Annotated in this window: 16 protein-coding genes; 9 read left to right on the plus strand and 7 right to left on the minus strand. The window is 41.9% G+C overall.

Annotation, left to right across the window (positions count from 1 at the left end):
* Positions 1 to 39: 39 nt before the first annotated feature.
* Positions 40 to 906, minus strand: coding sequence for an HAD family hydrolase (locus M1D71_RS13825; protein WP_458126932.1), 867 nt, complete (start codon positions 904 to 906; stop codon positions 40 to 42).
* Between the two features lie 27 nt (positions 907 to 933).
* Positions 934 to 1,668, minus strand: a complete 735-nt coding sequence (locus tag M1D71_RS13830; protein ID WP_458126933.1) for an MBL fold metallo-hydrolase — start codon at positions 1,666 to 1,668, stop codon at positions 934 to 936.
* A gap of 256 nt (positions 1,669 to 1,924) precedes the next feature.
* On the opposite strand from M1D71_RS13830, the gene M1D71_RS13835 reads away from it, so the two are divergent.
* Positions 1,925 to 2,824, plus strand: coding sequence for a sugar-binding transcriptional regulator (locus M1D71_RS13835; RefSeq protein WP_458126934.1), 900 nt, complete (start codon positions 1,925 to 1,927; stop codon positions 2,822 to 2,824).
* Between the two features lie 218 nt (positions 2,825 to 3,042).
* Here the strand turns inward: M1D71_RS13835 and M1D71_RS13840 are convergent, their stop codons facing one another.
* Genes M1D71_RS13840 through M1D71_RS13850 form a run of 3 tightly spaced genes read right to left on the minus strand, consistent with a single transcriptional unit; the run spans position 3,043 to position 4,536 of the window.
* Positions 3,043 to 3,537 (minus strand): MarR family winged helix-turn-helix transcriptional regulator, encoded by a 495-nt coding sequence (locus tag M1D71_RS13840; RefSeq protein ID WP_458126935.1) that lies wholly within the window; start codon positions 3,535 to 3,537, stop codon positions 3,043 to 3,045.
* A gap of 46 nt (positions 3,538 to 3,583) precedes the next feature.
* The gene (locus tag M1D71_RS13845) at positions 3,584 to 4,135 is read right to left on the minus strand and encodes an oxidoreductase (RefSeq protein ID WP_458126936.1); all 552 of its coding nucleotides are present in this window, start codon (positions 4,133 to 4,135) and stop codon (positions 3,584 to 3,586) included.
* Positions 4,105 to 4,536 carry an oxidoreductase gene (locus M1D71_RS13850; protein WP_458126937.1) on the minus strand — a complete coding sequence of 144 codons (432 nt, stop codon included), beginning with the start codon at positions 4,534 to 4,536 and terminating at the stop codon, positions 4,105 to 4,107. The genes M1D71_RS13845 and M1D71_RS13850 overlap by 31 nt, the downstream gene beginning before the upstream one ends.
* Before the next feature lie 208 nt (positions 4,537 to 4,744).
* Between M1D71_RS13850 and M1D71_RS13855 the strand changes: the two genes are divergently transcribed.
* From M1D71_RS13855 to M1D71_RS13865, 3 genes are read left to right on the plus strand one after another with little or no spacing between them, the layout of a single operon-like run.
* On the plus strand, positions 4,745 to 5,101 hold the full coding sequence (locus M1D71_RS13855; RefSeq protein WP_458126938.1) for a DoxX family protein: 357 nt from the start codon (positions 4,745 to 4,747) through the stop codon (positions 5,099 to 5,101).
* Positions 5,102 to 5,130: 29 nt separating this feature from the next.
* Positions 5,131 to 5,898, plus strand: coding sequence for a pirin family protein (locus M1D71_RS13860; RefSeq protein WP_458126939.1), 768 nt, complete (start codon positions 5,131 to 5,133; stop codon positions 5,896 to 5,898).
* 42 nt (positions 5,899 to 5,940) lie between these two features.
* Entirely contained in the window at positions 5,941 to 6,393 is a 453-nt protein-coding gene (locus tag M1D71_RS13865) for a MarR family winged helix-turn-helix transcriptional regulator (RefSeq protein ID WP_458126940.1), read from the plus strand.
* A gap of 308 nt (positions 6,394 to 6,701) precedes the next feature.
* On the opposite strand, the gene M1D71_RS13870 is transcribed toward M1D71_RS13865, so the two are convergent.
* On the minus strand, positions 6,702 to 7,721 hold the full coding sequence (locus M1D71_RS13870; RefSeq protein ID WP_458127242.1) for an alpha/beta fold hydrolase: 1,020 nt from the start codon (positions 7,719 to 7,721) through the stop codon (positions 6,702 to 6,704).
* A 143-nt stretch (positions 7,722 to 7,864) separates the two neighbouring features.
* Here M1D71_RS13870 and M1D71_RS13875 point away from each other — a divergent pair, with 143 nt between their 5' ends.
* A complete protein-coding gene (locus M1D71_RS13875) occupies positions 7,865 to 8,755 on the plus strand; it encodes a LysR family transcriptional regulator (RefSeq protein WP_458127243.1) in 891 nt (296 codons plus the stop codon).
* Here the strand turns inward: M1D71_RS13875 and M1D71_RS13880 are convergent.
* Positions 8,752 to 9,369 (minus strand): GNAT family N-acetyltransferase, encoded by a 618-nt coding sequence (locus M1D71_RS13880; RefSeq protein ID WP_458126941.1) that lies wholly within the window; start codon positions 9,367 to 9,369, stop codon positions 8,752 to 8,754. The two genes, M1D71_RS13875 and M1D71_RS13880, sit on opposite strands and share 4 nt — an antisense overlap.
* 182 nt (positions 9,370 to 9,551) lie before the next feature.
* Here M1D71_RS13880 and M1D71_RS13885 point away from each other — a divergent pair, with 182 nt between their 5' ends.
* The 4 genes from M1D71_RS13885 to M1D71_RS13900 all read left to right on the plus strand — a co-directional run bounded on the left by M1D71_RS13885 (position 9,552) and on the right by M1D71_RS13900 (position 14,666).
* On the plus strand, positions 9,552 to 10,754 hold the full coding sequence (locus M1D71_RS13885; protein ID WP_458126942.1) for an AraC family transcriptional regulator: 1,203 nt from the start codon (positions 9,552 to 9,554) through the stop codon (positions 10,752 to 10,754).
* Positions 10,755 to 10,934: 180 nt separating this feature from the next.
* The gene (gene map / locus M1D71_RS13890; RefSeq protein ID WP_458126943.1) at positions 10,935 to 11,675 is read left to right on the plus strand and encodes a type I methionyl aminopeptidase; all 741 of its coding nucleotides are present in this window, start codon (positions 10,935 to 10,937) and stop codon (positions 11,673 to 11,675) included.
* An 82-nt stretch (positions 11,676 to 11,757) separates the two neighbouring features.
* Positions 11,758 to 12,996 carry a DUF418 domain-containing protein gene (locus M1D71_RS13895; protein ID WP_458126944.1) on the plus strand — a complete coding sequence of 413 codons (1,239 nt, stop codon included), beginning with the start codon at positions 11,758 to 11,760 and terminating at the stop codon, positions 12,994 to 12,996.
* Positions 12,997 to 13,814: 818 nt separating this feature from the next.
* Positions 13,815 to 14,666 carry a GntR family transcriptional regulator gene (locus M1D71_RS13900; RefSeq protein WP_458126945.1) on the plus strand — a complete coding sequence of 284 codons (852 nt, stop codon included), beginning with the start codon at positions 13,815 to 13,817 and terminating at the stop codon, positions 14,664 to 14,666.
* Positions 14,667 to 14,821: the final 155 nt, after the last annotated feature.

Genomic DNA, 14,821 nt, shown 5'->3' on the forward strand with positions numbered 1-14,821 from the left:
AATCACAGATAATCTCTCCTTTGGTGTCTAGCTGATAAATTAGAGTAAGAACGTATGGATTGCCTGCGCAACGCCGTCTTCAGCGTTGCTGCCAGTCACAACATTAGCGATTTCTTTCACATGGAGCTCTGCATTTCCCATGGCGATTCCTAATCCTGCCCATTGCAGCATGTCCAGATCGTTATCATAATCTCCGGCTGCAGCTACCTTATTGGGTTCGATCTGATGTGCATGACATAGACGTTCCAGTGCGCCTCGTTTACTGACTCCGGCTGAATTAACATCAAATCGCAAACTTCCTGTTCGTGTACATTGGAATAATCCTGATTCGTCAAGGATACGAAATAGGTTTTCGCGTGAGTCGTGGTCTGTACAGATTACGGCTGCTTTGAAGAGCATGCCTGACATCTGGCTTACAAAGGTTCTGAAATCCTTTCCGACTTCAACGAAGCGAATGAGATCAGCCTGTTTAGCATCAAGTTCATCACGTTCTTCAAATGAATCCAATTCCGGTCTGTTGACCCTATTGTTGATGGCCCAGTTCCTATTGATATCATTAATCTCTTGGACGTAGAGGACATTGTATCCATAGAAATGGATGTAAGCTCCTTCTTGCTGGATGACATCCAACATGAACAGCATATCCTCTGTTTTGAGCGCAACGCCATCAAGCAGTTGTCCAGTCACGGGATCTACCGTCACAGCACCGTTCAATGCTACCAGTGGGAAATTCATGGAGACTTCCCTAGCGTGTGACCATACGGAAGCGGGAAATCGCCCAGATGCAATCGTGACATTCACTTCCCCTGAGATTAATTGTTGAATGGAGCTTCGTGTCATAGGTGTTATCATTTTATCTGGATTGAGCATCGTACCGTCCAGATCAAGGGCTAACAATCTGTACATGAACATATTCCTCCCGGATCGATTAACTTACACAACATACATACGAAGTGGTTCGGGTATATCCACAGGCCCCTGGAAAGAGCGGCTTGCTTCATCCCGCATGAACTCCAGATCGCCATCTCCGGGAAGATGGACAAGGACGAGCTGCTTGACGTTAGCCTGACCAGCAATCATGCCTGCCTGAAGTGCATTCATATGTCCTTGGCCAGTTGTGTGTACACTGCCTTCACAGATGGTAGCCTCACATAGAAAGATGTCTGCATCACGAGCCAGCTCGATAAGGGAATCACAGTACGAGGTATCACCGGAATACACCAGCACCTTGCCTTTATATGTGATCTTAACGGCGTAACATGTAATGGTATGCTGCACCTGTACAAATTCGATCTCTGCGCCAGCAAGCTGAATCTTGGATGAAGGATCAATCGGGATGACCTCGGTATGTTCACCATATAGACCATTCAGAATATCCACTGGATTATCCGGTGCATACAGCTTCAGTTTATTCAACATGCGACCATTGCGAATAGCACCCGCTGCAGCATATTGGAGGACTCCCAGATCCGCGATATGATCATGATGCAAGTGAGACAAAATAACACCTGATAGTTCTTCCACGCATGTCTCGGTGGGGAGCTTACTCATAACGCCGCTACCACAGTCCAACAAAATCTGCCCTTCATCTGTGGTTACAAGGTATCCCGCAGTTGCTCCGCCAGCGGCGGGATAACCACCCCAGTAACCTAATATCTTCACATTCATCTTTGCACCTCAGTCTGTCTTGATCTGCATTATTTACAAATGTTCCGTACAGTTACAATTGTAAAAAGAGTTTATTACTCTCGTGTCAACCGAGTGTCAATCTTTTGTAAAATTGTTTTGGCAAAGTTATCCTGGCTTGACTCCGCCGCGAATCCCATTTTATAGTGGGAAATGTGTAAGAAGGGAAATTTAAACGCAAAAGGCGGACTTATATGTGAATATAGACGAACGCAAAAATATGATAAGAGTCTGTAAGATGTATTATTATGAATCCTGGACACAGGAGAAGATTGCGGAGAAGCTCGGTGTATCCAGGCCAGTCATCTCCAAGATGCTGCAGCGTGCGAAGGAAGAGGGCATTATTGAGATTGTCATTCACGATGATGATTACGAAACGTCCAAATTGGAGAAAAAACTGGAAGATTTATTTAACCTCAAACAGGTGCTGGTCGTTCCAACCAAGGATCTGAATAAAGAGTTGTTGTCGAGTGCAGTAGGCAAGGCTGCTGCTCAATTTGTCCAAAAACTGATTAAAAACGGTGACCGTGTGGGTGTCTCATGGGGCAATACGCTCTATCATATGGTGCGAGAGTTCCCTTTGGAGAAAAAAGAGAATGTCAAAATCATTCCACTGGTGGGTGGAACAGGGAATTCGCGAAATGAAATGCACTCCAATCAGATCGCCTATGAGTTATCCAAAAAAATGGGCGTTACCTGTGATACGTTATATGCACCGGCCGTTGTGGAAACAGAAGAGTTAAGGGAGCAAATTGTTGGCATGCCTAATATTTCGGCCGTTCTTAAAGAGGGGGAGAATATCAATCTCGCTCTGGTGGGGATCGGAAATCCGTATTCCATGTCAACGATGGAACGATCGGGTTATCTGAATGAGCAAGTGTTAGCAGAATTAGAAGCACTCCACACGGTAGCGGATATTAATTCTGTGTTTATTACTCGTGAAGGTACAATCACTGAACATCCCATTAATCATAGAGTCATTGGCCTTGGACTGGAGCAGTTAAAGAAGACTAAAACGGTGGTAGGCATGGCCTTTGGTCTGCACAAAATCGACTGCATCCTGGCTGCTTTGCGGGGAGGGTATATTAATATGCTCATTACGGATGAAGCCACAGCAAGTCAAATTACGAAAATTTGATGTTCGAGGATCATCATTTATCGATTTCAAACATCTTGGTGCTAGGTATTGATATTAGATGTGGATTGCTTCATTGGCCTTCAACTCCAACCGGAGAATATATTTCTAGGTAGTATCGCCCAATGAAGTTGTTTTATGTAAGTTTTGTATATGGAGTTTAGAATAACCCCCTTGAAGGTAGAAGAAGTCAAATGCACCTTTGGAGGGGGTTTTAAGTCCTAAAGGAAACCCTCAAGGTTGGATGAAATTTTTCGAGATATCGAGATTAACAGCTCACGTTCTTGTTCCGAGAGATCTTGTGATGCAGCTTCCTCCATTTTTGTCCAAACGGCAACAGCCTCGTCAACGAGTTGTCGGCCATTTTCAGTCAGTGTAACTAGCGTGACGCGCCCATCTTTGGGCGATTTAGAGCGAGTGACCAGGCCAGATTCTTCTAATCGCCGAACGGATTTGGCAATCGTTGAATGGTCCAAGCGCATCGTCCGTCCGAGACTCTGCTGCGATTGTCCATCTTGCTCTCCTAATTGCATTAACATAATTTCTTGACCAGTAAACAGTCCAACTTCACGCAACAAGTGCGCAGCCAAACCACGATGTGATCTCGCCATGGAAAAAACCGCAAAGTTAATGGGGAATTGCTGGATGACTTGCATTTCTTTTTCTACATGAGATGTATTAGAGTCTGGTTTGTGTTCTTCTTCAAAGTTGTTCATCACTCTTCACCTTTCCGCTTGTGCTTCTATAAGCGTAGTGAATAATTCAACACTTGTAAAGTGAGGGAGTTATAAATGGAAATGCCTCCGCCAAGTTATTCTTCAAGTCCCTATCGAGTTCTTCCAAAGGACGTCCTGGTCGATTAACAATAAGTACATCAGGCCAAGCTGAACGAATATTTGTAAGATGATCTTCATCCCCACCATGCAGAATATGAAGATAGGCTAAGTTAAGTTTAGCAAGTTCAGAAATCAAGTATTCATATACTTTAGGCCCGTCTGTGCCTTCAGATATATCGCCTAAAGGAACCCCGGGAGAGAGTCGAATTGCTGTGCGACCTGCTCCAATTTCCTCAGCTACAGCTTTTGCTACCTCGATGGCAAATCTAGTGCGATTTTCAATTGAACCTCCATACGAGTCGGTGCGTACATTTGCATTTTCAGAAATAAACTGATGTACAAGATAACCGTTTGCTCCATGAATTTCTACACCATCAGCACCTGCTGCTATCGCAGCTGCGGCTGCTTTACGGAAGTCCTGAATCGTTTCTTGAATCTCTTCCAGACTTAACTCACGCGGAGCAGGAATATCTTGCATGCCTTTCGCAGTGTACATCTGTGCTTTGGGAGCAATAGCTGAAGGAGCACGGGTTGACGGTGATGTGGTGTATTTTCTGGATGTGACATCCGGCCTGCATGCATAAGCTGAATGAACAGATATCCTCCTGCCTGATGTACGCGATCTGTAATCTGTTTCCAACCTCTTATGTGCTCATCTGTATAGATACCTGGGGAAGATAAATAACCTTGTCCATCCTCGGATGGCTGAGTTCCTTCACTAATGAGTAGACCCATTGAAGCGCGTTGTTCATAATACTCTGCACTATGTGTTCCAGGGGTACCATCATAAAACGCACGGGATCTAGTCATTGGAGCAAGAGCCAAGCGATGTTGCAAATTCAAATTCCCTACGGATACTGGTGTCCAAATTGTGTTCATATGAAAACTCCTCTCGATTTTTCCGTGTTTATGTTTCCGGCAACACAAATTTAACAAACAAATATTTTATTTGTCATTCAAGATTCAAGCGGACAATATGTAAGAAGGTAAATCAACTTTTTAATTGACACCCATATATCCTAATATTAGGATATATTCATCCTAACATTAGGATAAATAATACTAGGGTAAAGAGGAGATTGAATTTATGAGTATTCTATCCATTGTTCTGCAAGTCATATTGGGGTTAGGGTTCCTAATGTTTGGGTTTATGAAGTTTGGGTCCAAGCAGATGGTGGAGGGATTCAAGCATTATGGATATCCCGGAGCGTTTCGAGTGTTTACTGGACTGATCGAAGTTATTGCAGCAGGTTTAGTTATTGCAGGTATTTGGAGTGAAAATTTAGCTGCTTGGGGTGGTTTAGTCATCGTTGTAACGATGATCGGTGCCATCCTTACTCACATTAAAGTTAAGGATCAATTGAAACAAATGCTCATGCCGATCATTTTATTAGTGTTGGGATTAGTTGTATTGTTAATCAATTACGGATCTTTGTTTGTGTAAGTAGTGAGTTAATCTAAGGAGAGATTATAATGGGAATCCAAATTATTAAACCTGGAGATCAAGCGAGTGGTCAGTTCGATGGCGGTAAAATACAAGAACAAAAACCTATTGGTTTTTCTGGAGAAGGATCCATCATTACTCGTCTAGGTCCCTTATTTTACTGGGCTTGGGCTCACTCTCAGGAACCTGCAGAAATCGGTTTGCATCCACATAAAGGTTTCGAAATCATCACCTATGTCATTAAAGGTAAGGCATATCATCAGGATACACTAGGTACGGAAAGTGTTGTAGAAGAAGGGGGAACCCAACTGATGCAAACAGGCTCTGGTGTGTACCATGGCGAGGCTTTGAAGGAACCAACAGAAATATTTCAAATCTGGTTTGAACCTCATTTAAGTCAAGCGGTTAAACGTCCCCCTGTTTATGTACAATTCGATTCTAATCAGTTTTCGGTAGTATATATAGACGATGTGAAGATCAAAAAAGTTTTAGGAAACGATTCTCCCATGCAAATCGTGACAGATGCCCAAATGTGGGATGTATTTATTCCACAAGGGAAGGCATACACGCATAAACTTTCCCTGAACCGTACGTTGGCTAGTTTAGCGATTAGAGGGGATGGAACGCTTGCTTTAGATACAGGGGAACCCACTCATTTCTCACATAAGGACTTTATGGTCGTTCAATCAAAGGAAGAAGAGAGAATCATCATAAAAGCTGTTGATCAAGACCTTAGAATTATACTCATTGAAGTTCCTACAGAAGTTGCGTATCCTTTATATAATAAACCAAGATAACCAATGGTTTTCTTGCAGTCATCTAATTAGGAGGTTCGCTACATGTTTCAAGGAGATGAACAAAGTGAGATTGATTTAAGACTTTTCCGTGTGTGGATAAAAGCAAGTAAAACGGTCTTTGATGATGTTACAAAAGATATAGAAAGTTACGGCATTAGTAACGAGAACTTCATGGTTTTGGAACTCCTCTATAATAAGGGACCACACACGGTTCAAAATATAAGTGAAAAATTTTCTATCCCTAGTGGGAGTATCACATATGTAGTAGATAAGCTTGAAAAGAAAGAATTAGTAAAACGGGAACCAAGTCCAACAGACCGCCGATCATCAAATGTAGTCATTACGGATCAAGGTCAAGCCTTATTTAAAGAGATCTTTCCTCAACACGTTGAGGTAATTTCTAAGAATCTTTCCTATATTACCAATGAAGAAAAAATACAGTTAACTAATCTTCTCAAGAAAATCGGATTAGGCCCTAGTCATACCAAATCATGAATTGAGCTCATATGAAGAATTATTCGAAGAGAAAGTCGGTTCTCCTCAACAAATTATTGAAAAAATGTTGTACCAATACGAGTTGTATGGGCAACAACCATTTTACCTGCTATTAAGAAACACACAATGAATAATAAACTAGTTTGACGTCATAGGTAGTAAAAAACGAAGGCAGTTACCTTCGTTTTTTTTGGCATATTAATCCATATGGAATGAGAGATCTTCCGAGGCATATACAAATCGAAAGCCACATTTATCCATGTAAAAAGAAATCATTTTGATAAATGCACGAGTGGTTACCTACTTGGTTATCCATTTACACTAAGCGTGAGCAATTGTTTGAGGTTGTCATCAATAAATGTATTATCCGCACTGTTGATTCCCCGACCGGCAAAGTGCCCCCAGATCGATTGGATAGGTTTTAGCACCGCATTAGGCATGAGCTTAACCTCGTATTCGTTATCTTCCGCCGTACAAAAGAGATCCGTGCTTCCTGGCATAACGTAGGCAAGAGCTTGAATGCTTTTGAGTGCCTGATCAAAATCCCCATTATAGGAGGGGTTGACACTAATGTCTGCATGTTGTCCTGTCCATAACATGGTCAAGACATTGTGTGGATCCATCGTCATAAACACAGCCTCCCAGAAGTCGGCCACAAACGATGCGACTGAATCAAATCCCAACTCACGATAGAGCTCCTTTCTATAAAATGCTTGCGAAAATCCCCATCCTGCATAAGTACGACCCACAGCGCGCAAGTCTGCAGAAGTCAAATCATTGAGTTTGCTTGGTTCGAACTGAGCGACAGCCATAAGCGGGGCGCTGACTCCATTCAGCACCACTAAGGTCTGAGGCCACGGCTTGGCAATTCCAGCGATCGGCGCAATGCGTTCTACCATGTCGGGATATGTTGCTCCCCATTGGAATGCTTGAATGCCTCCCATGGACCAACCCACGACGAGAGCAATCTTTTGAATATCGAATTTTTCGGTCACCAGTCGATGTTGCAATGTTACGTTGTCATAGATGGTTACCTGAGGAAAATTAGCCCGATCAAATGGAGGAGGTGTGTTACTAGGGGACGATGATAACCCGTTGCCTAATAGATTCGGCACGATAATGAAGTATTTCTCCGGATCGAGTGCCATGCCGTTTCCAATTAACCATTCATTCTGCACATGCTGGTCGCCAAATGCCGTTGGATAGATGATGACATTATCTTTCTTCTCATTTAATTTTCCATACGTCTTATACGCAAGAAAAGCGTTCGGTAATGTCACTCCGGATTGCAAGGTCACGTCACCCAAATTAAAAATTTCATATTCCATCATTTTGTCTCTCCCTTCAAGATGAAACTACATAAGTAAAATGTAATTTCTTGTTGTCAGTATAAGCCTGTGGTACTCTCAATAAAAGTGAATAGAAATCAATGCAGTATTCAATATTATTGAAAGTAAAGGGGAATTGAATGATGGAATTGCGCCAACTAACGACGTTCCGCACAGTGGCATACACGTTGAATTTCACTCGGGCTGCGGAAGCGCTGAATTATGTCCCTTCAAACGTCACGATGCAAATTAAAGCATTGGAGAACGAGCTTGGCGCTCGTCTCTTTGACCGACTAGGCAAACAACTCGTGCTGACTACTGCGGGTAAACGTTTTTTAACGCATGTTCACAGTGTTCTGGATCAATTGGAGGAAGCTCGCAGTGAGGTTCATGACAATGATCAACTGAGCGGTACTCTAACGATAAGTGCCAACGAGGTACTCTGCGCCTATCGACTTCCAGTTGTCTTTCGTCTATTTCGTTTGCGCCATCCGGGAGTTCGTCTCATCTTCCGTTCCGTTCCCAATCAACAACTCAAGCAAACGCTCTTTGAGGGAACCGCGGATGTTGTCTTTATGTTGGATGAATCCATTCGCTCAACTGGACTTGCCGTCGAACCGCTGATCGAAGAAACATTCCGCTTTTTCGCGGCCCCAGACCATCCACTTGCGAATCAAACTGTACTTCAGTTGGAGGATTTTCACGGAGAAGTGTTTCTGACGAATGAAAAGGGCTGTACTTATCGAACCATGTTTGATCGTTCATTTGAGCAAAAAGGCATGGATACCATTACATACTTGGAATTTCAGAATGCCGAAGCCATCAAACAATGTGCCATTGCAGGTATTGGTATTGCTTTTCTTCCTGAAATAACAGCGGAAGAAGAAGTTAAACGGGGCGATCTGGTTGCCCTCCCATGGCAAATTCCAGACTTGCACGTGTACACACAGATGTTATGGCACAAAGACAAGTGGCTTTCACCAATCCTACTATCTTTCATCGAGGCAGCAAGAGAGGTTATCGCTATTGATTAGATTGTTTTCGTGCCCTCTAAGCATTTTTGCATAAATATCACTTTGTTGAAGCCAGCCTTTGCAGTAACTGGGCCGGATTTCAGTTCTTTTTGGATCCTATAACCGAAATGCTCATATAATTTTTGTGCTGATGGATTCGTATCAACAACCTCCAAATTGATCTTAATCATGTGTTGATTCATTGCGAGCTGTTCCACCTTACTTAGTAACAATTTGCCTATTCCATGGCCACGAGCTTCTTCTGATACAACAATAGGGTCAATATGCAAGATATCTTCGTGATACAAATGAAATTTTAAATAAAATGCATAACATAAAAATCGCCAAGTCGCTTCAAATGGGGAGTACACGTTCCGAAAAGCTCTATAATTGGCTGGTGTGAATGCTCTTTTTCCAATATTGTATCCGAGAAATCCTACCACTTCTTCATTTCTTAATGCATATATGCCTTGTTCAAATTGAATAGACTGAGATAATAGCTTGACTGCTTGTTCTTTCGTTTTTGCATAAAACCACAGATGTTTAACTTTCAATGGAAAAGCTTCGTAAAATAAATGAGCAACTTGTTCATGTTGTTGTACATGAAGCTGCTGTGTGATTTCAATTTGGTTCATGGATATCTCCCCAATCCTTCACATAAGAGTTAATAGATGTTCTATCATTCATTTTCCTAAAATGAAGCAACGTGAACAATTCACATTTCTTTGAGTTGTTGGTACATTTCTTAGATTTCTTCTTATGTTGCTCGTGTATTGCTTATGATTAGTTAACTTGCAGTGAAAGGGGAAAATACAGGATGAGTGCTACGGGTTATTTGGCCCACCGTTCTCCCGTGAACGTACAGTTTCTAAAAGTTAAAGATGAACCGTTCCGATGGCATAATTCCATCGAAGTAGCGATTGTGTTGGAAGGTAGTATTCATGTTGCCATTGCAGATGAGCAAAGAACATTAGGTGCGGGTACAATAGAAATTTTCAATATCAATCAAGTTCACCGTTTATGGCAGACCGATGAAAACAATGTGGTACTGCAAATAAATATCGATGCTGAATTTGCAAAAGGATATTACCCGGATTTATCATATGTCTGGTTTGCGCATGAATTTAGCCCAGGAGCGTATCTAGGTTTAGAACGAGTAGAAGGAATCATTGAAGAAATATGCACGTTAATTACTCCAAGTTTAACTTCGAGCGAAGTGCCATTGTTAAGTTTAAAGAATACAGTCGAACATTTGCTGGACCTGTGCATTATGAATTTTGATGCGAAAAGAATGTTCGAAGGGAACGCAACCAAGCTGCAACGAATAGGACGAATATATGATTATTTGTTTAATCAAAGGGGGTTTATGAACAAAGCATCTTTGAATGACATCGTCAAACATACAGAGGAATATTTAAATTTGGATTACTTATCATCACAATTCAAGCTATTGATAGGCGATACGCTGCAAAACTTGCTCCATTACTTACGCATTGAGCAGGCCATTAAACAATTATTAACGACCGAACAGAGTCTGGTAGAAATATCAATCGAGAGTGGTTTTTCTTCGCCCAGGTATTTTTATCAACGATTCAATAAGATCTTTCCAGAAGGACCAAAAGTATTTCGTGAACAACATATAAAGAAACGGGAGATGAAAGAACGCGCCAGAGAAGTCATTGATCCAGCATTCGTTCTTGCAAGACATCGTAGATTATTTAAAATTCCTGAGACGATCAGCAATGAACGTAATAGATGGATTCACATCGACATATTTGGACCTGACGAAGAAAAATCAACACTGGAAGAAACTTTGGATTCATTAAACTGTGACGATATTCAAGCTTTGACATTGATCATTAACCAGTTCAGGGAAAACGATATTTTTCCTGTATTTATCGTTAGAACAAGTAGTAAAGCTATGTCAGAACAGATAAGCGCAATACAGAAACTCCTTCATAACTATACCCTTACTTACGGCGCAGAATATATGAAGGGATGGAGAATTGAACTTCAATAATATGAAGGAATAAGAGAGCAAACACAGTCACGATGTTGATAAAAAAGTTGCGAAGCTTTGCTGCTTTGGATATGATTATCTAATGTTCAATCAACGTATACTATTTTACATTGCTTGAGTTATGCGAAAAGATAACACTTATGTAATCAATGGATGATAAAAGATAGTGAGGTAGAAAAAATGATCGCAAGAACAGAAGAAGACTTTAATGGTTTGAAGGAAATTGGTAAAATCGTCGGCTCTATTCGAGATGAATTGGTACAAAAAACACTTCCAGGTATAACAACTAAAGAACTTGACGATCTAGCCGGAGCGCTTTTTGAGAAAGCAGGTGCCATTTCTGCTCCAAAAAGTGAGTATGATTTTCCAGGCTATACTTGTATTAGTGTTAATGAAGAAGTGGCACATGGTATTCCGGGGGAGCGGGTTATTCAAGAAGGAGATATCGTGAATATTGATGTGTCTGGCTCCAAAAACAGTTATTTTGCAGATACCGGAATCTCCTTTGTCGTAGGCGAAGGCGATGAAGTGTTAACGAAAATATGTGACGTTGTTAAACAAGCATTTGAAGCAGGTCTCAAAAAAGCAAAACCGGGTTCCAAAAAAAGCGGAATCGGAAAAGCCGTATTCCAAACAGCAAGACAGCATGAATTAACGGTTATTAAAAACCTTACAGGACACGGTGTTGGACGTGCGATACACGAAGCACCTGATCACATCTATAATTATAATGATCCATCGGATGATGAATTGTTAAAAGAAGGTATGGTTATCGCATTCGAGCCGTTTATCTCAACTTCAGAAGAAGAAGTCTACCAAAAAGGAGACGGCTGGACCTTTGCTACTAAAAATAGCTATGTAGCTCAAATCGAACATACGATTATCCTTACTAAGAATGGCCCAATCATTGTCACCCTTTAAGGTGTTTCAATTAAGAGTCGCTAAATTAGCGACTTTTTTATTATGTAGATCTGATCTTTATGCTATAGACAGAGGTGATTGATTGAGCACATCAACAAAGCGCGTCCAATTAATTGATGGACTGCGCGGATTCAGTCTGGCCGGCATCGTGATGGCGAATATGCTGGCTTTCCAATATGGAATGTTTGGCCAGAGTAAACCCCAACTGTTCGGGATTGGCGGTGCAGACCAGGCTTTCCTCTCATTCCTGCTAATCACTGTGGTGGGTAGTTTTATGCCAATCTTTGCATTTATGTTTGGCTTCGGAATGATTAAACTGTCGGAAAGTCTTAAATCACGAGATTTGCGACCAAAGTGTCATCTGGCTCGACGTTTTCTATTACTTTTTGGTATCGGAATGCTGCACATAATCTATCTTTGGGAAGGGGACATCCTGTCGTTTTACGGCGTACTCGGTTTCTTCCTGCTGATGTTCCTAAATCGGAAACCCAAAACGCTGCTCATTTGGGCGGTACTGCTACTTGTTGGAGCAGGGCTACTTGGTCTCCCGGCATCCAATCCGATGAATCCGCTATCTATTGAGTCAACTCATACGGATAACTATATCATTCAAAGTCAGGATGTATACGGTAGTGGCACCTACGCGGAGATCAGGGATTTCAGTAATAACGGCGATCCGTTCGGTGGGGAATTGGAGGTATCATACGCCCTAATAGCCCTGGTGTTAGCCCCACTTATGACGATACCGATGTTCCTGCTTGGCATGCATGCTGCCAGAATGGGTACGTTTAACGATCTTCAGGCCATGAGACATATGTATCTTCGTCGTGCCTTATTTTTGATTCCAGTTGGTTTGATACTCAAAGCATATAGTGAATTGGCGCCAAAATTGGGTGCGGGAGGATGGCCCGGAATGGGAATCGGCGGGACGCTTGGGGGAACACTGCTTGCACTCGGATACATATATGCATTTGCGCTGTTGTACGCGGGAAGCCGCCATTCTAACCTGATGGGCAGGTTCGAGGCGGTCGGACGTCTTTCACTGACAAATTACCTGATGCAGAGCGTCATCTGTACGACAATCTTTTATGGATACGGCCTGGGACTATTTGGTCGTGCTGGCGTGTTCATCGGAGCGACTATTGCGCTTGCTGTCTACGGCATTCAGTTGTGGCTGAGCCCACTATATCTTAAGAAATTTAACAATGGCCCGGTCGAGTATGTCCTACGGATTTGGACGTACCTGTCCTGGAAAGGACAGCCAAGAAAGAAGAAACAACAGCAATCGACTTCGCATGAAGGCGCGCCTGGTGTCAACTAAGGCATGAAACGCTGCCGCGAAACGCAAAAAAAGCTCTTCCTGATAAAGGAAAGGGCTTCTTTTTTGCTTTGCAATAGAGATTTATCAAGATTATTTTGAGTGCTTATATGATCTACTTTTGTTATACTCACTGAAGAATAAAAAATGTCCCTAATGTTTCCAATTGTGTCTATGAAATCAACTTTAATACATAAGCTAACTATTACTGTACGGGCAGAGTTAAGGTATACGAAATGAAAGATGTAGCGTACACCTCCAACTGTTTCCACGCGGACTTGAAAGGATCGTTATTGTGCTAAAAATAATTAATTTTCTTCTTTTCTTGCTGATCATTTGGGTAGCACTCCTGTATCCTTTTCGTTCTGCTTGGTTTGAAGGTTTAAAACAAATCCCTGAAGATCTTCATGTTGTTTATTTACTTTTCTTGTTCTTTGGATATCTGATATGTTCATCAGGTGTGGGACTTATTGTCGGCAAGATGTGTTTTAAACGAAAGGAACAGTAAACCAATTGAAAATTGGTCTGCAGAAGATACATATATTTAGTTCAATTTTCATGAGTTAAAAGGGGCCTGAAATAGAAGGAGAGATAATGTAATATGTAAAAGTTATGAGAGGCGCGCACATTAAAGTCGCTAATAACTTTTTTCTGTTACATAGATACAAGTTATTCGTACAACGGAAATTATAACTATGAAGATAAATTCCTCGCTCTGGTCAGGGGATAACAAAGGTATCGGCCTTCAAATTCCGAAGACCTGGCGGAACATGAATTCACCGTACTCGTCGGCTAGTTGTCCAAGGCGTAGAACACATAGTATGGTAAAAGTGGTGATTGTCATGAAAAACATACCATTATACAAGCAAATTCAACATGCAATAAAACATCAAATTACGCTCGGAAATCTGCGTTCAGGAGACCGAACTCCTTCGGAAAAAGAACTGGCCGAACAATTCCATGTCAGCTTAATAACGACCAAAAATGCTATGGCGGGGCTGGCAGAAGAGGGTGTGGTCGTCCGCATAAAAGGAAAAGGGACTGGTCAAGCCTCGTTCAAACTACGCATACCAATTGAGACATACCAAAAAACGGACGAGAGCCTTAAGGGTCATCACATCCCGTTACCTCCAAAAGCAAAAGAAATGATAGGAATAATCATCCCGTCCATGCGCACTAAAGTGGAGCAACGTCTGCTCGATGCAATCGAAAACGCTGTCAACGAAAACGGATATACGTTGGTTATCCGTGTTTCGAGAGGCAGTTCAGTGAAAGAACTCCTAGCTATTGAAGAGCTATATGAGTTGAAAGTTGTAGGGTTTGTGCTGTTTTCCATTGGGAGTGAACATGAACGACAAACGATTGACAGAGCTTCAAAACTAGGGTGTCCTTATGTATTAATTGACCGTTATTATATGGACAAGCCAAACATAAGCGTCTGCTCGAATAATATAGAGGGGGCGCATATAGCCGTAACTAATTTGGTTAAGCAAGGGTTTCGACAGTTTGCTTTAGTTACCCCACCCAAGGAGCACAGTGTCGTGATCGAACGAATTGCAGGTTTTGAAAAAGCGGTGACGAAAGCGCGTATATCACAAGAGGATATCATACGTCTCACGATGCCTTATGAAATTTTTAAGCGCAAAACGCGTAGCGATCGTCACGTTCGATGATCCCGGGATCGATGGTATTGCCTATGTTCAGCAAGACGAGAAGATGATTGGTGTACAGGCTGTCACCTTGCTATTGGATCAGATACATTACGGCGTACGAACCCCCAAAAAGCTCTTTGTGCCAATGGAATGGATTCCATCTTCATAACAACAAG

The sequence above is a fragment of the Paenibacillus sp. Z3-2 genome (assembly GCF_054161325.1).

Excerpts from the sequence above, each read along its gene's own strand:
- M1D71_RS13825 (WP_458126932.1), bottom strand. The coding sequence starts at position 906 with ATGTACAGATTGTTAGCCCTTGATCTGGACGGTACGATGCTCAATCCA.
- M1D71_RS13830 (WP_458126933.1), bottom strand. The coding sequence starts at position 1,668 with ATGAATGTGAAGATATTAGGTTACTGGGGTGGTTATCCCGCCGCTGGC.
- M1D71_RS13835 (WP_458126934.1), top strand. The coding sequence starts at position 1,925 with ATGTATTATTATGAATCCTGGACACAGGAGAAGATTGCGGAGAAGCTC.
- M1D71_RS13840 (WP_458126935.1), bottom strand. The coding sequence starts at position 3,537 with ATGAACAACTTTGAAGAAGAACACAAACCAGACTCTAATACATCTCAT.
- M1D71_RS13845 (WP_458126936.1), bottom strand. The coding sequence starts at position 4,135 with ATGCAAGATATTCCTGCTCCGCGTGAGTTAAGTCTGGAAGAGATTCAA.
- M1D71_RS13850 (WP_458126937.1), bottom strand. The coding sequence starts at position 4,536 with ATGAACACAATTTGGACACCAGTATCCGTAGGGAATTTGAATTTGCAA.
- M1D71_RS13855 (WP_458126938.1), top strand. The coding sequence starts at position 4,745 with ATGAGTATTCTATCCATTGTTCTGCAAGTCATATTGGGGTTAGGGTTC.
- M1D71_RS13860 (WP_458126939.1), top strand. The coding sequence starts at position 5,131 with ATGGGAATCCAAATTATTAAACCTGGAGATCAAGCGAGTGGTCAGTTC.
- M1D71_RS13865 (WP_458126940.1), top strand. The coding sequence starts at position 5,941 with ATGTTTCAAGGAGATGAACAAAGTGAGATTGATTTAAGACTTTTCCGT.
- M1D71_RS13870 (WP_458127242.1), bottom strand. The coding sequence starts at position 7,721 with ATGGAATATGAAATTTTTAATTTGGGTGACGTGACCTTGCAATCCGGA.
- M1D71_RS13875 (WP_458127243.1), top strand. The coding sequence starts at position 7,865 with ATGGAATTGCGCCAACTAACGACGTTCCGCACAGTGGCATACACGTTG.
- M1D71_RS13880 (WP_458126941.1), bottom strand. The coding sequence starts at position 9,369 with ATGAACCAAATTGAAATCACACAGCAGCTTCATGTACAACAACATGAA.
- M1D71_RS13885 (WP_458126942.1), top strand. The coding sequence starts at position 9,552 with ATGAGTGCTACGGGTTATTTGGCCCACCGTTCTCCCGTGAACGTACAG.
- map (WP_458126943.1), top strand. The coding sequence starts at position 10,935 with ATGATCGCAAGAACAGAAGAAGACTTTAATGGTTTGAAGGAAATTGGT.
- M1D71_RS13900 (WP_458126945.1), top strand. The coding sequence starts at position 13,815 with ATGGTAAAAGTGGTGATTGTCATGAAAAACATACCATTATACAAGCAA.